The 15,609-nt window shown below is 62.3% G+C and carries 12 protein-coding genes, 2 tRNA genes and 1 pseudogene; 13 read left to right on the top strand and 2 right to left on the bottom strand.

Annotated elements, in window-relative coordinates; all coding sequences use genetic code 11:
* The first annotated feature begins 71 nt into the window (after positions 1-71).
* The gene (locus GZH52_RS03035; RefSeq protein WP_163315034.1) at positions 72-1,334 is read left to right on the top strand and encodes a dicarboxylate/amino acid:cation symporter; all 1,263 of its coding nucleotides are present in this window, start codon (positions 72-74) and stop codon (positions 1,332-1,334) included.
* A 71-nt stretch (positions 1,335-1,405) separates the two neighbouring features.
* Here GZH52_RS03035 and lolA read toward each other — a convergent pair whose 3' ends face one another.
* Together lolA and GZH52_RS03045 are read right to left on the bottom strand one after the other, a co-directional pair.
* Entirely contained in the window at positions 1,406-2,014 is a 609-nt protein-coding gene (gene lolA / locus GZH52_RS03040) for an outer membrane lipoprotein periplasmic chaperone LolA (protein WP_163315035.1), read from the bottom strand.
* Positions 2,015-3,607, bottom strand: coding sequence for an NAD+ synthase (locus GZH52_RS03045; RefSeq protein ID WP_163315036.1), 1,593 nt, complete (start codon positions 3,605-3,607; stop codon positions 2,015-2,017).
* Positions 3,608-3,820: 213 nt separating this feature from the next.
* On the opposite strand from GZH52_RS03045, the gene GZH52_RS03050 reads away from it, so the two are divergent.
* The 12 genes and pseudogenes from GZH52_RS03050 (at position 3,821) to GZH52_RS03105 (ending at position 15,499) form a co-directional block, all read left to right on the top strand.
* Positions 3,821-3,911 (top strand) — tRNA-Ser (locus GZH52_RS03050).
* 37 nt (positions 3,912-3,948) lie between these two features.
* Positions 3,949-4,024 (top strand) — tRNA-Asn (locus GZH52_RS03055).
* A 158-nt stretch (positions 4,025-4,182) separates the two neighbouring features.
* Positions 4,183-5,196: a site-specific integrase gene (locus tag GZH52_RS03060; RefSeq protein ID WP_163315037.1), complete on the top strand. Its 1,014-nt coding sequence runs from the start codon at positions 4,183-4,185 to the stop codon at positions 5,194-5,196.
* 12 nt (positions 5,197-5,208) lie between these two features.
* Positions 5,209-5,388 carry a hypothetical protein gene (locus GZH52_RS03065; RefSeq protein WP_163315038.1) on the top strand — a complete coding sequence of 60 codons (180 nt, stop codon included), beginning with the start codon at positions 5,209-5,211 and terminating at the stop codon, positions 5,386-5,388.
* Entirely contained in the window at positions 5,385-7,064 is a 1,680-nt protein-coding gene (locus tag GZH52_RS03070) for a recombinase family protein (protein ID WP_163315039.1), read from the top strand. Before GZH52_RS03065 ends, GZH52_RS03070 begins: the two co-directional genes overlap by 4 nt.
* Positions 7,065-7,220: 156 nt before the next feature.
* Positions 7,221-8,237 carry a site-specific integrase gene (locus tag GZH52_RS03075; RefSeq protein ID WP_163315040.1) on the top strand — a complete coding sequence of 339 codons (1,017 nt, stop codon included), beginning with the start codon at positions 7,221-7,223 and terminating at the stop codon, positions 8,235-8,237.
* A 223-nt stretch (positions 8,238-8,460) separates the two neighbouring features.
* A pseudogene (locus GZH52_RS03080) lies at positions 8,461-8,913 on the top strand (IS5 family transposase); the annotation flags it as partial.
* Between the two features lie 193 nt (positions 8,914-9,106).
* On the top strand, positions 9,107-9,304 hold the full coding sequence (locus GZH52_RS03085; protein ID WP_163315041.1) for a heavy-metal-associated domain-containing protein: 198 nt from the start codon (positions 9,107-9,109) through the stop codon (positions 9,302-9,304).
* Between the two features lie 148 nt (positions 9,305-9,452).
* Complete coding sequence (locus tag GZH52_RS03090) at positions 9,453-11,849, top strand: heavy metal translocating P-type ATPase (protein WP_163315042.1); 2,397 nt, start codon at positions 9,453-9,455, stop codon at positions 11,847-11,849.
* Positions 11,850-11,890: 41 nt separating this feature from the next.
* A complete protein-coding gene (cueR, locus tag GZH52_RS03095; protein ID WP_163315043.1) occupies positions 11,891-12,292 on the top strand; it encodes a Cu(I)-responsive transcriptional regulator in 402 nt (133 codons plus the stop codon).
* Between the two features lie 358 nt (positions 12,293-12,650).
* Positions 12,651-14,207: a multicopper oxidase family protein gene (locus GZH52_RS03100; protein ID WP_163315044.1), complete on the top strand. Its 1,557-nt coding sequence runs from the start codon at positions 12,651-12,653 to the stop codon at positions 14,205-14,207.
* A 77-nt stretch (positions 14,208-14,284) separates the two neighbouring features.
* Positions 14,285-15,499, top strand: a complete 1,215-nt coding sequence (locus tag GZH52_RS03105; RefSeq protein WP_163315045.1) for an SAM-dependent methyltransferase — start codon at positions 14,285-14,287, stop codon at positions 15,497-15,499.
* Positions 15,500-15,609 lie beyond the last annotated feature (110 nt).

Below are 15,609 nucleotides of genomic sequence, written 5' to 3' on the forward strand. Positions count from 1 at the left end.
CAAAGTTGACGGCGGGTGATGCTCCCCACTACATTCGGGTATTCAGAACCGAACAAGAGGGAGTGGAGAAAATGAGCAAGGCATCCCGGGCGCCCCTGCCCATGTGGGCCAAGATCCTGCTTGGCCTGGTGCTGGGCGTCGCCACCGGCTTTGTCGCCGGCGATTGGGCGATGGTCCTCAAGCCGGTCGGCGACCTGTTTATCACCCTGATCCGCATGGTCGTGATGCCGGTGATCTTCGTGTCGCTGGTGTGCGGCGTGACCGCAATGCGCGACCTGAAAAAGATGGGCCGCGTCGCAGGCAAGACCCTGCTGATCTACATGGTGACGATGGCCGCCGCCGGCGCGCTGTCGATGACGCTGGCCAGCTTCTTCGGCATCGGCCAGGGGCTGGGCTACGAAGTGCCGGCGGTGGCCAAGGTGGCCGAAGTGCCGTCCTTCGTCGACACCATCATGGCCATCGTGCCGTCCAACCCGTTCAAGGCCTTCGCCGACGGCGCCATCCTGCCGGTGATCGTGTTCGCGATCTTCTTCGGCCTGTCGATCAACCTGGCCGGCAAGCAGGGCGAGGTGGTCGCCGACTTCTTCCGTTCGCTCAACCACGTGGTGTTCCAGCTGGTGAACATCGCGCTGTCGTTCGCGCCGTACGGCGTGTTCGCGCTGATGGCGTACGTGACCGCCGACAACGGCTTCGCGATCCTGTCCGAACTCGCGGCGCTGGTCGGCACCATTTATCTGGCGTGCCTGACCATGCTTGTCGTCGTCTACGCGCTGTTGCTGACCGTGTTTGGCCTCAACCCGTGGCACTTCATCCGCAAGATGCTGCCGGTGCAGCTGTTCGCGTTCTCGACCACCAGCTCGAACGCGACGCTGCCGCTGAACATGCAGGTGGCCGAAGAGAAGCTCGGCGTGCACAACAGCATCGCGTCCTTCGTGCTGCCGCTGGGCGCGACCATCAATATGAACGGCCTGGCGACCTACCTGGGCGCGGTGGCGATCTTCGCCGCCAACGCCTACGGGATCGAGCTGACGCTGATGCAGAAGGTCACCGTGGTGCTGACCACCACGCTGGCCGCGATCGGCGCCGCCGGCGTGCCGGGTACGGGCCTGGTGGTGATGAGCCTGGTGCTCGCGTCGGTCGGCCTGCCGCTGGAAGTGATCGCCGCCATCGCCGCGGTCGACCGCATCATCGACATGATCAACACGCCGACCAACGTCTCCGGCGACACCCTCTCCGCGGTGCTGGTCGCCAAGAGCGAGGGCGAATTGGAACGCGACGTCTACGCGGGTGATATCGAGCCTGCGCTGGCGGAGGCGGCCACCGAGAACGCCTGAACACGGCTTCACACATAAAAACAGCCCGGCACGCGCAAGCGGCCGGGCTGTTTTCTTGTGGAGGCTTGCGCTTATTCGCTCAGCACGTCGACGCCGGGCGGCGCGGCAAAGCGGAAGCGGTCGGCCGCCAGCGGCGGGTTCTTCTTCAGCGCGTCAAAGCGGATGTCGGTGACGTTGCCGAAGCTGTCGGTCAGCTGCATTTCTTTGAGCGTATTGCCGGCAAAGCCCATCTTCAGCGACGAAAAACCGCTGTCGGCCAGGCGCGGCGTGGCGACCAGCCACTCGATGCCGCCTTGCTTGCCGGCTTCGCGCAGCTTGTAGTTGGCCTCGATCGCATTGTCGCCGGCCAACAGCGCCGCCGGGCTCGAACCCAGCGCCGCATCGAGTGCGCGGCTGGTGACCTGCGCAAGCTCCTTGTCGTAGATCCACAGTCGCTTGCCGTCGCCGACGATCAGCTGCTCGTAGGGCTTGGCGTAGCTCCAGCGGAACTTGCCCGGGCGCGAGATCTCCAGCGTGCCGTGCGCGCGCTCCTGCCGCCCCTGGCTGGTGACGGTCTGTTCGAACTGTGCCGACACGGTGCGGGTGCCGGCGACGAAGGCCTTGAGCTGGGCGACGGCCGCCGCGTGCGCGGGCAGCGCCAGCGCCGCCAACAGCGGCATCAAAAGCAGGGGTTTCTTCATTTAGCTGAACCGGTTGGTGATCGGGTAGCGCCAGTCCTTGCCGAACGCGCGCTGGGTGATGCGCGGCCCGACCGGCGCCTGGCGGCGCTTGTATTCGTTGATCTTCAAGAGGCGCACCACGCGGCGCACGTCGGCCTCGGCAAAGCCCTCGGCGATGATCTCCTCGCTCGAGTGGTTCTCCTCGACGTAGCGCTGCATGATCGCGTCGAGCACTTCGTAAGGCGGCAGGCTGTCCTGGTCTTTCTGGTCGGGACGCAGTTCGGCCGACGGCGGGCGGGTAATGATGCGCTCGGGGATCACTTCGCCCACCGTATTGCGCCAGCGGCACAGCTCGAACACCAGCGTCTTGGCGACGTCTTTCAGTACGGCGAAGCCGCCGGCCATGTCGCCGTATAGCGTGCAGTAGCCGGTGGTCATCTCCGACTTGTTGCCGGTGGTCAGCACCAGCTTACCGCTCTTGTTGGAGAGCGCCATCAGCAAGGTGCCGCGGATGCGCGCCTGCAGGTTCTCTTCGGTAGTGTCGGCCGCCAGGCCCGCGAAGGCTGGCGAGAGCGCCGCCATGAAGCTCTCGTAAGTCGGCCAGATGTCGATCTCGTCGTAGCGCACGTTAAGCCGCTTCACCATGTCGCGCGAGTCGATCAGCGAGATGTCGGCGGTGTAGCGGCTGGGCATCATCACCGCGTGCACCTTGTCCGCGCCGAGCGCGTCGACGGCCACCGCCAGCGTCAGCGCCGAGTCGACGCCGCCGGAGAGGCCGAGCAGCGCGCCGGCAAAGCCGTTCTTGCCGATGTAGTCGCGCACGCCGGTCACCAGCGCGCGGTACACGCTCTCGGTCGGCGCGGGCAGGGCAGCCTGGTCGCCCGGCTGCAGCCGGCCGTTGTCGACGTCGACGTAGACCAGCGCCTCGTCGTACGCCGGCGCCTGCACCGCGACTTCGCCTGCGGCATCCAGCGCGAACGACGCGCCGTCGAACACCAGTTCGTCCTGGCCGCCAACCAGGTTCACGTAGATGAGCGGCAGGCCGGTCTCCTGCACGCGGTAGCGCGCGGTTTCCTGGCGGGTGGCGACCTTGTCGCGGTGGAACGGCGACGCGTTGAGCGTGATAAGCACCTGGGCGCCGGCGTCGGCCGCCTCGGCGGCCGGCTCGACCGACCAGATGTCCTCGCAGATCAATACGCCCAGCTTCACGCCGTCCTGCTCGAACACCAAAGGCGCCGCGCCCGGCGTGAAGTAGCGACACTCGTCGAATACCTGGTCGTTCGGCAGCAGCATCTTGTGGTACTGGCCCAGGCGGTTGCCGTCGCGCAGCACGGTCGCCGCATTGAAGGTTTCCGCGCCCAGCCGCACCGGGTGGCCGATCACCAGCGTGATGCCGTCCAGTTCCAAGAGCTCATCCATCGCCGCGCTGACCGCGCGGAAGAAGTGGCCGCGCAGCAGCAGGTCTTCCGGGCTGTAGCCGGTGAGTGCCAGCTCCGGCGTCACCAGCACGTCGGCGCCGGCGGCCATCGCCTCGCGGGCGAGCTCGAGGATCCTGCGGGTGTTGCCGGCGATATCACCGACGACGGGGTTGAACTGGGCAAGGGCGATGCGCATGGGGCAGGGCGGCAGAGTGAAGTAGACGCGCCATTCTACCCCGTTTTACCCGGCCGGCGGGCGCGCGGGCGGCGCCTCGGCTCAACGGCAAAACATCGCAATCTCGGGTTTTTTTCAGGAAATTTCACAAAAGCCTTGCCTTGTAAAAAAATGGCCTATACAATGCGCAGCCTCTGACGACGAAACGCTGTCAACCGGCGAGTCGGAGCACCTGGAGAGGTGGATGAGTGGTTTAAGTCGCACGCCTGGAAAGCGTGTTCAGGGTAATACCCTGACGGGGGTTCGAATCCCCCCCTCTCCGCCAGTTTAAAGTTTTGCGTGTAGCGCGAAACTGGTTTTGTTCCCTGATAGCTCAGTTGGTAGAGCGACGGACTGTTAATCCGCAGGTCGCAGGTTCGAGCCCTGCTCGGGGAGCCAATAGATTCAAGCATTTAGCCCGCCATTAGGTGGGCTTTTTGCTTTGTGCCGCCTTTTTTGCTGCATTTTTGCTGCACTCGTTGCAGCCTGCTGCAAATTTCCCGCCCCCTTCCGCACTGCAGCTTCGCTATACGCACATCCACTTATGGAGGATCAGTATGGCAAGCATCCTCCGACGGGGCCCCGATCAGGTTCAGGCGATCATTCGCCGCAAGGGCTACCCCTCACAAACCCGCACCTTTGAGACACGTGCTGCTGCCGAGGCTTGGGCACGCAGCGTTGAGTCGAAAATAGACCTGGGCCAGTTCCACGATCTGCGCCCGCTCGGCCAACTCACTCTAGGCGATTTGTTGCAGCGTTATGGTGATGAAGTTACGCCGACAAAGCGTGGTGCTGTCGCTGAAGGCAATCGCATCAAGCAACTGCTCAGGCACCCGCTCTCGCTGCGACCGATGTCCACGTTACGCGCGTGCGATTTTGCTGCCTATCGCAATGAGCGCCTTGAGCGGGTCGGTCCTAACACCGTGCGCCTGGAACTCGCGCTGCTTTCCCATTTGTACACGGTAGCGATCCGCGAGTGGTCGCTGCCGATGGAGCATGAGCTGCATAAGGTCAGTCGTCCCAAGGCGGCTCCTGGCCGTGAGCGCCGCCTGCAACGAGGTGAGCTGTCGCGCCTGCTGTCTGCGATCGAAGATCAGGGCGGCCAGGCCGCACCCTGGCTTCGGGCCTGTATTGAGCTGGCTTTGGAAACGGGTATGCGTGCCGGCGAGATCCTGAGCCTTGAATGGCGGCAGGTCGACCTGGTTTCGGCGGTCATCAAGCTGGAACAGACCAAGAACGGTACCAGCCGGCTGGTGCCGCTGTCCGAACATGCTGAGTCGGTGTTGGCTGCCTTGCCCCGGCCCGAACTGCGCGTCATCCCCAACTTCTACGACACCTCTGGCCTGGATCGCGCCTTCAAACGCGCCTGCCTGCGGGCAGGGATCGAGGGGCTGCGTTTCCACGATCTACGTCATGAAGCCGCATCGCGGCGCGCCCCGCACGTCACGCCCCAGACGCTCGCTAAGTTGTTCGGCTGGCGAAATTTGCAGATGTCGATGCGCTACTACAACCCGCAGATCGCTGAGTTGCACGCCGCGATCGGCCGTGCGCCGCTGGCGGCCGGACTGTAAGGAGGACCGAACATGACGTTCAAAAATGAGTGCGACTTTTCTGCTGGCGAAGCTATACGAAGCAACCGCACGAGCGAGCTGTCGCCTGCCGTGCGGGAACTGGCTGACCTGTTGGCTGAACTAGCCTGCCGGCAGCTCAAGCGTCAAGCGTTGATCCCGGAAGGGTCCGAACAAGAAGGAGATCGCGAATGACAAAAGTCGCGATTTACGCGCGCTATTCGTGCGAGAAGCAAAACGAAACGTCGCTCGACGACCAGATCCGGCGTTGCCGGGAACTCGCCCAACAAAACGGGCTGGAAGTCGATGAGGCGCTGATTTTCACTGACGCAGCCATCTCAGGCCAGTCACACGCCTTACACAAGCGGGAAGGCTACCAAGCGTTCCAGAAGGCGTGGCAGCAAGGGGCGTTCAACGTATTCATCGTCGACGAACCCTCGCGGCTGACGCGCGACCCGGTAGAGCAGGCCCAGTTGATGAAGTTGCTGGAAAACCGGCGGGTGCGCATGCTCAGTTGCGACGGCCTGGATAGCCACAGCCAGGGCTGGGAGATCCGCTTTGGCTTACAGAGCATGATCGCACAGCAGGAAGGCCGGAACTTGCGCCACAGGGTTGGTCGCGGCATGTACGGCCAACTGTTGCGTGGCTACATGATCGCGACGCCGGCCTATGGTTACGAACTCAAGCGGGAGTTTGACGATGTTGGGAACCGGGTCGGTAGTCACTGGCAGGTCAACGAGGCTGAAGCTGCGGTCGTGCGCGAAGTGTATGCGCGGCGGGAGGCTGGGCAATCGATGCATCAGATCGCGGCTTGGCTGAATACCGAAGCGATCCCCTGTAGCCGCATGGCGCGCAAGTCGGACGGTGGCTATTGGCGGCCGGCGCGGGTGCGCAACCTGCTCAGCAATACGATCTACCGGGGTACCTTTACTTGGCACGGATCGACGACTTACGCAAAGCGCGCGGCCAAACGCGGCATTGAGGTGGAGCAAGAGGTGTTTGCTCGCTCTGAGCTGCGCCTGGTCAGTGACCAGACCTGGTATCGCTGCAACCAGAAAACGCACAGCCGGACCGGTTACGGCGGCGGCAAGCATGCTTTGGCCGGACTGTTCAGCTGTGGCTGCTGTGGCGGAACCTTGGTGCTGTCGGCGCATCGGCGCGCGAAGTCGCTGTACTGCGCGAACTGTACGGTCGGCCAGTCATCGGAAGCGGGTGGTACGTATCAGACGCAGACCATCGCGGTTGCTGGTATCGAGACTCTGTTGAACCACATGCTGCAGTGTTTTCTCACCCCTGCGTTCGTCGAAGCGTTCCGCACGTCGTTACAACTGCGGCTGACCGGCGACACCCGCCAGCAGTTGGAAGACTGCCGCAAGCGGCTGGTGCAGTTGGAGCGCACGCAGGCGCGGCTGTCGCACATGCTGACTGGCATCAGTGATGAAGACCCCGTGCTGGAGCAGCGCTACGCGGAAACGCGCGACAAGGTGGCCGCGTGCAAGACTGAGCTGGCAGAGCTGGAAAGCACCCAACTGCAGGTCGACGCCCAGGCGATCGAGGCGCAGTTGCAGGTCGACCCAGCTGTGCTGCTCGGCACCCTGCTGCAGGCGGACCTCGCGCCTGAGCGCAAGCGTGCACTGCTGGCCAGGCTGTTCCCGGTGCTGCGTTTTGACGGCAAACGCGGGCGCTATTGCTCCCGCTTCTACGTCGAGTTTGCCGCCGGCGCAGCTCTGGCATTGGCGAGCGGTACTGAACAGGTCGACGAAGGCCGCCAGGCGCTGCGCTTCCGCCTGCAGTACACGCCTCGTCATCGCGGCGACGCTGCTGGCAACGACAAGGGGACGCACTGGTCGGTGGAGGTGTTGTCCAGCTAAGCCACGGGCGGGGGCAAACAGGACGGCGGGGTGATTACCACGCCGTTTTTTGTGGTCGGGACAGCGATGGTAACTTTAACCATCCGTCCGCCAATTAAGGGCGTAGAAATTCCTGCAGCTTCGCTATACGTCTGCTCTACCTTTTGGAGCAGCAGCATGGCAAGCATCACCCATCGTGGCCCTTACCAGTACCAGGTGATTATTCGCCGCAAGGGCTACCCCACGCAAACCCGGACTTTCGAAAGCCAAGAAGAAGCCGAGATCTGGGCCCGCATGGTCGAGTCGGGAATGGACTTCGGCCAGTTCCGGGATCTGCGCCTGCTCGACAAGCTGACCCTCGGAGATCTGTTGCGCCGCTATGGCGAAGAGGTGACGCCTAGCAAGCGGGGAGCAGTGCAGGAAGGCAATCGCATCAGGCAACTGCTTCGCCACCCACTGGCGCTGCGCCCGATGTCCGGCTTGCGGGCCTGCGACTATGCGGCTTACCGCAATGCGCGGCTTGAGCAGGTGGGCCCGAGCACTGTGCGGCTGGAGCTCGCGCTGCTCTCTCACCTCTACACCATTGCGATTCGCGAATGGTCATTGCCCCTTGTGCACGAGCTGAAGAATATCAGCCGCCCCAAAGCGTCACCGGGTCGTGAGCGTCGGCTACAGCGGGGCGAACTGGCGCGCCTGCTCGCGGCAATCGACGCACAGGGTGGCCGGGCCGCACCCTGGTTGAAGGCCTGTATCGAGCTTGCACTGGAAACAGGCATGCGCGCTGGCGAGTTGCTGAGCCTGGAGTGGAAGCAAGTCGACCTGGCTACGGCCGCAGTCAGACTTGAGCAGACCAAGAACGGCGATGCGCGGCTGGTGCCCTTGTCGGAGAAAGCCGAGGCGGTACTGACCGCATTGCCCCGGCCTGGCCTGCGTGTCATTCCCAACTTCTACGACACTTCGGGCTTGGACCGTGCGTTCAAGCGGGCCTGTGGGGTCGCTGGCATCGAGGGGCTGCGCTTTCACGATCTACGGCACGAGGCCGCTTCGCTGCGCGCGCCGCAGATGCCTCCGCAGACCCTCGCCAAGCTGTTCGGCTGGAAGAACCTGCAGATGGCGATGCGCTACTACAACCCACAGATCGCCGAACTGCACGCGGCGATCGGTCGCACGCCGCCGGCGGCATGCCTGCACTGAGCCTTCAAACTGTGTGTCCGGTATGGTCAAGCTGTGTTCGGGGCCGTTTTACCTCGGCACAGCCGCCAATGCGCCGTCCCTGTAGCGCCGGCTGGACGAAAATCCCGCCGTTTATAAGGGAGATTTGCGTTGCGTTCCGGCATTAAATTTGTATCACCCGGTTCCCAGAACAATACAAAACGGTGTTGAGCTGACCTGACTGCCAAAGCAGAGCGGAGGATTCCGCGCGATCGAAGTGACCAGCAATGGCATGGGTGACGCCCCGATGTTGCCAGAGCTACTCAAGTAGATCCCGTCTGACTAGGCGATTGCGAGCGTCAGCGCCGACGGTGCGTACGACACCAAATCCTGTCACGCGGCCATTGCGGCACGCCACGCCGAAGCCATCATCCCGGTTCGCAAGAATGGCCGACCGTGGAAGGAGGATGGCGCGGGTGCTAGGGCGCGGAACGAAATTCTACGTGCTACCCGAAGACTGGGAGCGACCCTCTGGAAGCGCTGGAGTGGCTACCACCGGCGTAGCCTAGTCGAAACGAAGATACGCTGCTTCAAACGGCTGGGTGAGCGCGTCATGGCGCGAACGTTTGAACGCCAAGCGGCAGAGTGACAGATTTGCGCGGTACTCCTCAACCGCCTCACGCAGTTGAGCAGGCCGCTCACTGTGCGCGTGGGGTAACTGCGTTGGGGAAAGGGGGGGCTAGCCTTCAGGTGATTTGTGCAACAAAGCCCCCACACGTTCTCAATCAACGCCATGGTCAGGATGACCATCACATTTACTTCGGATCTGTAGCTTGACCTTCCTACGGTGGCAAGGTTCAGACTGCAGTCACGGCCAGATCACCGGCCGTTCTCAACCGAAAGGACACGCCATGCATCAGCTACATATCGACAATATCCATTGCGGCGGCTGCGTCGCCCGAGTGACCCGCGCCTTGCAACAACTAGACGAAAATGTCCGCGTCGAGATCGACCGTACCAGCGGACTGGCCCATATCGAAACGACTGCGTCGCTGGCCAGCGTGTGCGAACAACTGGGCAAAAGCGGCTACCCGGCCCGCTCCGTCTGAAGCGCTGCCAAGCCGTACCATCACCAGCCCCTGCCGACAGGGGCGCTGGCATGGGCGGCGGCGTATCCCCCAAGCAGCGCCAGGGCTTGACCTTGCCATGATGGCAAGGTCGATGCTGGCGCGATCCCCACTACAGGAGACATGCATCATGTCCCATTCCTCCTCCCCCGCCAGCGCTCGCCGCCTGCAGTTGCCCGTGCTGGGCATGACGTGCGCCAGTTGTGCCAGCCGGGTGGAAAAAGCGCTAGGCAAAGTGGACGGCGTCCGCGCCGCCAGCGTCAACCTGGCGACCGAATCGGTCACGCTGGATGTCGCGCCTACCCTCGCGCTGGGCGCGGTGTATGGCGCGATCGAACAAGCCGGCTACCAAGTCGGCAGCCACAGCGTCGAGCTGTCGATCGGCGGCATGAGCTGCGCCAGCTGCGTCGGCCGGGTGGAACGCGCCCTGCTCGCACTCGATGGTGTCAGCGCGGCCAGCGTCAACCTGGCGAGCGAAAGCGCCCGCGTCACCCTGCGCGCCGGCACCGCCCCCGCCGCCCTGCTCGCCGCTGTCGCTGCCGCCGGCTACCAGGCCGTGCTGCGCCAGGATGAAGAGCAGCCGGCCGAGCCGCCGCATGCGACGCCATGGTGGCCGGTGCTGCTGGCTGCCGCCCTGGCGCTGCCCTTGGTGCTGCCGATGCTGGGCCACTTCGCCGGCGCCAACTGGATGCTGCCGCCGTGGCTGCAATTCCTGCTAGCGACCCCGGTCCAGTTCTGGCTGGGGGCGCGCTTCTACCGCGCCGGCTGGAAAGCGTTGCGCGCAGGCAGCGGCAATATGGACCTGCTGGTCGCCATCGGCACCAGCGCCGCCTACGGGCTGTCGCTGTATCAATGGTGGCAGGCGGGCGGGCATGGTGGCGGCCACCTGTACTTCGAAGCCTCCGCCGTCGTCATCACGCTGGTGCTGCTGGGCAAGCAGCTGGAAGCGCGCGCCAAGCAACAGACCACGGCCGCCATCCGCGCCCTGCAGGCGCTGCGCCCCAGCTCGGCCCGCGTGCGCAAGGACGGAGTCGAGCGCGAGGTCCCGCTGCAACAAGTCGTGCCTGGCGACCTGGTGGTGGTGCGTCCGGGCGAGCGCGTGCCGGTTGACGGCGAAATCCGCGAAGGCAGCAGCCAGCTGGACGAATCGATGCTGACCGGCGAAAGCCTGCCACTGGCCAAGCAGCCGGGCGATTACGTCACCGGCGGCGCCATCAACCACGACGGCCTGCTGCTGATCGAAACCCGCGCCGTCGGCCGGGACAGCACGCTCGCCCGCATCATCCGCCTGGTCGAAGACGCGCAGGCGGGCAAGGCGCCGGTGCAACGGCTGGTCGATCGCGTCAGCGCGGTCTTCGTCCCGCTCGTGCTGCTGATCGCCCTGTTGACGCTAGGCATCTGGTGGCTGCTGAGCGGCAATATCGAACAGGCGATCCTCAACGCCGTCGCCGTGCTGGTGATTGCCTGCCCCTGCGCGCTGGGCCTGGCGACGCCGACCGCGATCATGGCCGGCACCGGCGTCGCCGCGCGCCACGGCATCCTGATCAAGGACGCCACGGCGCTGGAGCTGGCGCACGGCGTGCGGCTGGTGGCCTTCGACAAGACCGGCACCCTGACGGCGGGCAAACCGCAACTGACCCGCATCGTCGCCCGCGACGGCGATGAAGACCGCGTGCTGGAGCTCGCCGCGACCTTGCAGCAAGGCAGCGAGCACCCGCTGGCGCAGGCGGTGCGGCAGGCGGCCAGCGGCGTGACGCTGGATGCGACGGCACAACAACTGCAGGCCTTGCCCGGGCGCGGTCTGCAAGCCGAGGTCGACGGCGTCGGCTGGCTGCTGGGCAACCAGCGCCTGATGCAGGAGCACGGGGTCGAGCTGTCGGCCATGCGTGATGCCCAGCAGCAAGAGCAACAGCTGGGGCGCAGCGTATCGTGGCTGGCGCGCGCAAGCGACGGCCTGCTGCTCGGCATGCTGTCTTTTGGCGACAGCGTCAAACCCGGTGCCGCGGCCGCCATCAGCCAGCTGCACCAGCTGGGAATACGCAGCGTGATGATTTCCGGCGACAACCAGGGCGCGGCGCAGCAGGTGGCGGCAGCGCTGGGCGTCGACGAAGTGATCGCCGAGGTGCTGCCGGGTGACAAGGCGGCACATGTGGCACGCTTGCGTGCAGGCGGGGTACGCGTGGCGATGGTAGGCGACGGCATCAACGACGCGCCGGCGCTGGCCGCCGCCGATGTCGGCATGGCCATGAGCACCGGCACCGACGTGGCCATGCACGCCGCGGGGGTGACGCTGATGCGTGGCGACCCGGCGCTGGTGGCGCAGGCCATCGCCATCTCGCGCCTGACCTACCGCAAAATCAGACAGAACCTGTTCTGGGCGTTTATCTTCAACCTGGTGGGCATCCCGCTGGCGGCGTTCGGCCTGCTCAACCCGATGGTCGCCGGCGCGGCGATGGCGTTTTCCAGTGTCAGCGTGGTAGCCAACGCCCTACTGCTGCGCCGCTGGCAGCCGGTCCCGCATCACTGAACCCGCGGCGGGCATGCCCGCCGTTTTGACAGGAGTAGCACATGAATATCGGCCAGGCGGCGGATCACAGCGGCGTTTCCGCCAAGATGATCCGCCATTACGAAAGCATCGGCCTGATCCAGCCGGGCTTGCGCAGCGCCGCCGGCTATCGCCAGTACAGCGAACGCGACGTGCACCTGCTGCGCTTTATCGGCCAGGCCCGCAAGCTGGGCTTCCCGCTGGAGCAGATCCGCCTACTGCTGTCGCTGTGGCAGGACAGCCAGCGCAGCAGCGCCGACGTCAAGCAGCTGGCGGCGGCGCATATCGCCGAGCTGGACCAGCGCATCCGCGAACTGAGCGCGATGCGCGACGCCCTGTCCGCGCTGGCGACCGGCTGCGCCGGCGACGTCCGCCCCGATTGTCCGATCCTGCAAGGGCTGGCACAACAAGGCGGCTCGACCTAGGTAGTCTGATCAGAAGCCACTTGCGATGAGGGTAGGACGACTAAGACCGGCTAACAAAACCTATATTTCTGGCTGTCGAGAATTTGGCGGATCAGCAACTTACTGGTTGCCCGTGTAGTTTTGTTAGCGACTCTAAGAGTGGCTCACAAAACCCACATTTCTGGTCTCTCGTGCTTGGCAAATCAGTAATTTATTGGTGGCTCGTTCGGTTTTATTAGCGGATCTACGACAAGTCTGTCACGTCAAGCATCTCGCAGTAGGGTGATTTTTCTGCATTTTCAAGATGGCTTGCGATATCGTCAATGACTTCTACTCTAGAGTGAACTGGGATTTCATCTAGTTTCTTCTGGAGATGGTCATGTCGCCGTATCGTTCTGCCAAGCCAGCCAGACAGGATATTTCGTCTGGAAATCTACTCAATCGTCGTCAAGTCCTAGGTCTAGGCGCGGCCATTTTGATTGCACCGGTCCTCAGGCCTGATCACGCACATGCTGTGCCGCGCCCTGTGGGTAAAATTAAACCTGAAGACCTGACACGAGCCACTCCCCCTGGTTTTCCATGGAAGCGGTTTCACCTTGATATTGCTGAAGGTGCTGTTATGTCAGGTGGTGGGAAACTGATTAGTATTAATGGTAAGAAAAGCGGCCCGGAAATTCGCCTGAAGCAGGGCGAGGTGTTCTACGTCACTGTACGCAACCGTTTGCGTGAAGCCACGACCGTGCATTGGCACGGTATTATCGTTCCAAACTTAATGGACGGTGTTCCGCACGTATCGCAAGTTCCCATCCCTTCGGGAATCGAAACTACTTATGCTTGGCCGGTGATCCAGTCTGGTACGTTCTGGTATCACTCACACATGGGACTGCAAGAACAGCAGGGGTTAGCCGGCCCACTTATTCTTGAAAGCTCAGACAACGATGGTCTAAACTATGATCGCGAGGCTGTGCTTTTCATGGAAGATCGCCTTTCAGCTAACCCCAATCAGGTACTTGACGCCCTGCAAGGGAAAACGGCACCCGCTGCAGCTAAAGCTGCCATTGCTGCCCCAAGTGCTCCGATTTTTCCCTACCCTGATGGAAAAATGTTCGGTGTTGATGTGCAGTATACCCGCTTCCCGTTGAATGGTAACTTGCCGAATTCTCCTACTATCATTGATGCTATGCCGGATGAAGTGCTGCGTCTGCGCATACTCAACGCCTCTGCGTCTTCGTATTTTTTATTCAAGGTTGACGATCATAATCTGGAAGTTGTCGCCAAGGATGGTAATCGTACACGTCCACTTGCTACCCAAAATATCCTGATTGCCACCGCAGAACGATATGATGCACTGATTAAAGTCGGCAAGCCCGGTGTTTACAGAATCACAGGTGCCGCTGTCGGGCAAACTACGGGTGCGCTGGCGCTGTTGAGAGTAGGCAATTCGCCATTGCCAGTGAAGATTGATGCTCCTCTGCCAGGGAATACCAGGTTTGAAGGTAAAACCATTGATGCCAATGATATAAGGTCTCAATATTCAACGGTACTTCCTGATGCTAACGTAGAAACCATTCGGGAGGTACTTGCAGGTAATATGAAAAGCTATCGTTGGAGTATTAATGGCGAATACTATCCTGATGCTAAGCCAGAGATCATCGCATCAGGCCGACGAGTACGACTTGAAGTGGTAAACGACACCATGATGTATCACCCGATGCATTTGCATGGGCATTTCTTCCGGGTTGAACGCGAAGACATGCCAGAAGATGAGTATGCACCCTTAATGGATACCTATTCTGTTCCACCTAAATCCAAAGTGACACTAGCGTTCTATTCAGATAATCCTGGACGATGGGTTTTTCATTGTCACAATATGTATCATATGGCAGCAGGCATGCTACGTGTGATTAGTTATAACGCAACTGACATTTCTGGGTAGTATTTTGGTGGCTCGCTGTGATTTTCTGCGGATGACAAGTTTCGTATTATCCGTTGTTAACGGAGAAGAAGGTGGGCATGCTCAAACTGATGTTGCAGGCGCTATTCTCGGGGTTAAACGGGCCGGTACCATTTGTTGTCGCGTACTGGGACGGCGCACAGGTTATCTACGGGCGGGGCGAGCCCGCTTTCACGTTGCGTTTCACTCGCGAGCCCAATGGGCAGCCGGACGAGCCTGTTGTCTACCTCGGTGAGTGCTATATGGATGGCACACTCGAGATTGACGGCTCGTGGGACGCGTTGCTCGCCACGATGGTTGCCAGCTCCGCCACGCTGATGGGACGCGGCACTGGCAAGGCATTGGGCTGGCTGGGCGAGAAGTTTGCCGCGCGGCGCGAGCGGCAACGCCACAACGTCCGTCATCACTACGACATCGGCAACGATTTCTACCGGCTGTGGCTGGACGAGACGCAGACCTACTCCTGCGCGTACTTCCGCAACCCTAACGACTCGCTGCTCACCGCACAGCGCAACAAGGTCGCGCTGTGCCTAGATAAGCTGGGCGTCGGCGAAGGCACCCGCTTGCTCGACATCGGCTGCGGTTGGGGCGAGATGGCGATCGCCGCGGCGCGCCGTGGCGCGCGGGTTGTCGGTATCACGCTTTCTGCAGAGCAGCGCAGCGGTGCTTGTGACCGGGTCGCAGCGGCAGGACTGGCAGACCGTGTCGACATCCGTCTGCAGGACTACCTCGACCTCGATGGCAACGCCGAGCGTTTCGACCGGGTGGTCAGCGTCGGCATGTTTGAGCATGTCGGCCGCGGTCACCACGACGATTTCTTCGGGCGCGCAAGCAGCATGCTGAAGGAGGGCGGGCTGATGTTGCTGCATACCATCACCGGGCCGGAGACTCGCGAAACCAACCCATGGATTGAGAAGTACATCTTCCCTGGCGGTTATATCCCGGCGCCGGAGACGCTGGTTGCGGCGCTGCCGGCGCAGGGCTTAAAACTTGTGCACATGGAAAGCCTGCGCCTGCACTACGCGCAGACCTTGCAGTGCTGGCTTGATCGCTACAAGGCGGTGACGCCGCAGGTGCTTGCGATGTTCGACGTGCGTTTCGAGCGCATGTGGACGCTGTACCTGCGCGGCTGTTCGGCCGCCTTCCGTGCGGGGGATCTCGACATCCACCAGCTGCTGGTCTCCAAGGGCAACAACAATACCCTGCCGCGCGACTGGGGCTACCTATATAGCGGCAGTGTGCCGCTGAGTTGGAGCGCTGATATTTCAGGGTGATTTAAGAAAAGGCTCAAATTGGATCGACCTTAACATGCATTAATTGCGCATGATGGTGCCGATGTTTTTGCCGCTGATGAGTTGTAAATTTGCCAACTTGAACTGCAGTT

The sequence above is a fragment of the Crenobacter caeni genome (assembly GCF_010435965.1).
GTDB lineage: Bacteria > Pseudomonadota > Gammaproteobacteria > Burkholderiales > Chromobacteriaceae > Craterilacuibacter > Craterilacuibacter caeni.

Excerpts from the sequence above, each read along its gene's own strand:
- GZH52_RS03065 (WP_163315038.1), top strand. The coding sequence starts at position 5,209 with ATGACGTTCAAAAATGAGTGCGACTTTTCTGCTGGCGAAGCTATACGA.
- GZH52_RS03070 (WP_163315039.1), top strand. The coding sequence starts at position 5,385 with ATGACAAAAGTCGCGATTTACGCGCGCTATTCGTGCGAGAAGCAAAAC.
- GZH52_RS03035 (WP_163315034.1), top strand. The coding sequence starts at position 72 with ATGAGCAAGGCATCCCGGGCGCCCCTGCCCATGTGGGCCAAGATCCTG.
- GZH52_RS03090 (WP_163315042.1), top strand. The coding sequence starts at position 9,453 with ATGTCCCATTCCTCCTCCCCCGCCAGCGCTCGCCGCCTGCAGTTGCCC.
- lolA (WP_163315035.1), bottom strand. The coding sequence starts at position 2,014 with ATGAAGAAACCCCTGCTTTTGATGCCGCTGTTGGCGGCGCTGGCGCTG.
- GZH52_RS03100 (WP_163315044.1), top strand. The coding sequence starts at position 12,651 with ATGTCGCCGTATCGTTCTGCCAAGCCAGCCAGACAGGATATTTCGTCT.
- GZH52_RS03045 (WP_163315036.1), bottom strand. The coding sequence starts at position 3,607 with ATGCGCATCGCCCTTGCCCAGTTCAACCCCGTCGTCGGTGATATCGCC.
- GZH52_RS03075 (WP_163315040.1), top strand. The coding sequence starts at position 7,221 with ATGGCAAGCATCACCCATCGTGGCCCTTACCAGTACCAGGTGATTATT.
- cueR (WP_163315043.1), top strand. The coding sequence starts at position 11,891 with ATGAATATCGGCCAGGCGGCGGATCACAGCGGCGTTTCCGCCAAGATG.
- GZH52_RS03060 (WP_163315037.1), top strand. The coding sequence starts at position 4,183 with ATGGCAAGCATCCTCCGACGGGGCCCCGATCAGGTTCAGGCGATCATT.
- GZH52_RS03105 (WP_163315045.1), top strand. The coding sequence starts at position 14,285 with ATGCTCAAACTGATGTTGCAGGCGCTATTCTCGGGGTTAAACGGGCCG.
- GZH52_RS03085 (WP_163315041.1), top strand. The coding sequence starts at position 9,107 with ATGCATCAGCTACATATCGACAATATCCATTGCGGCGGCTGCGTCGCC.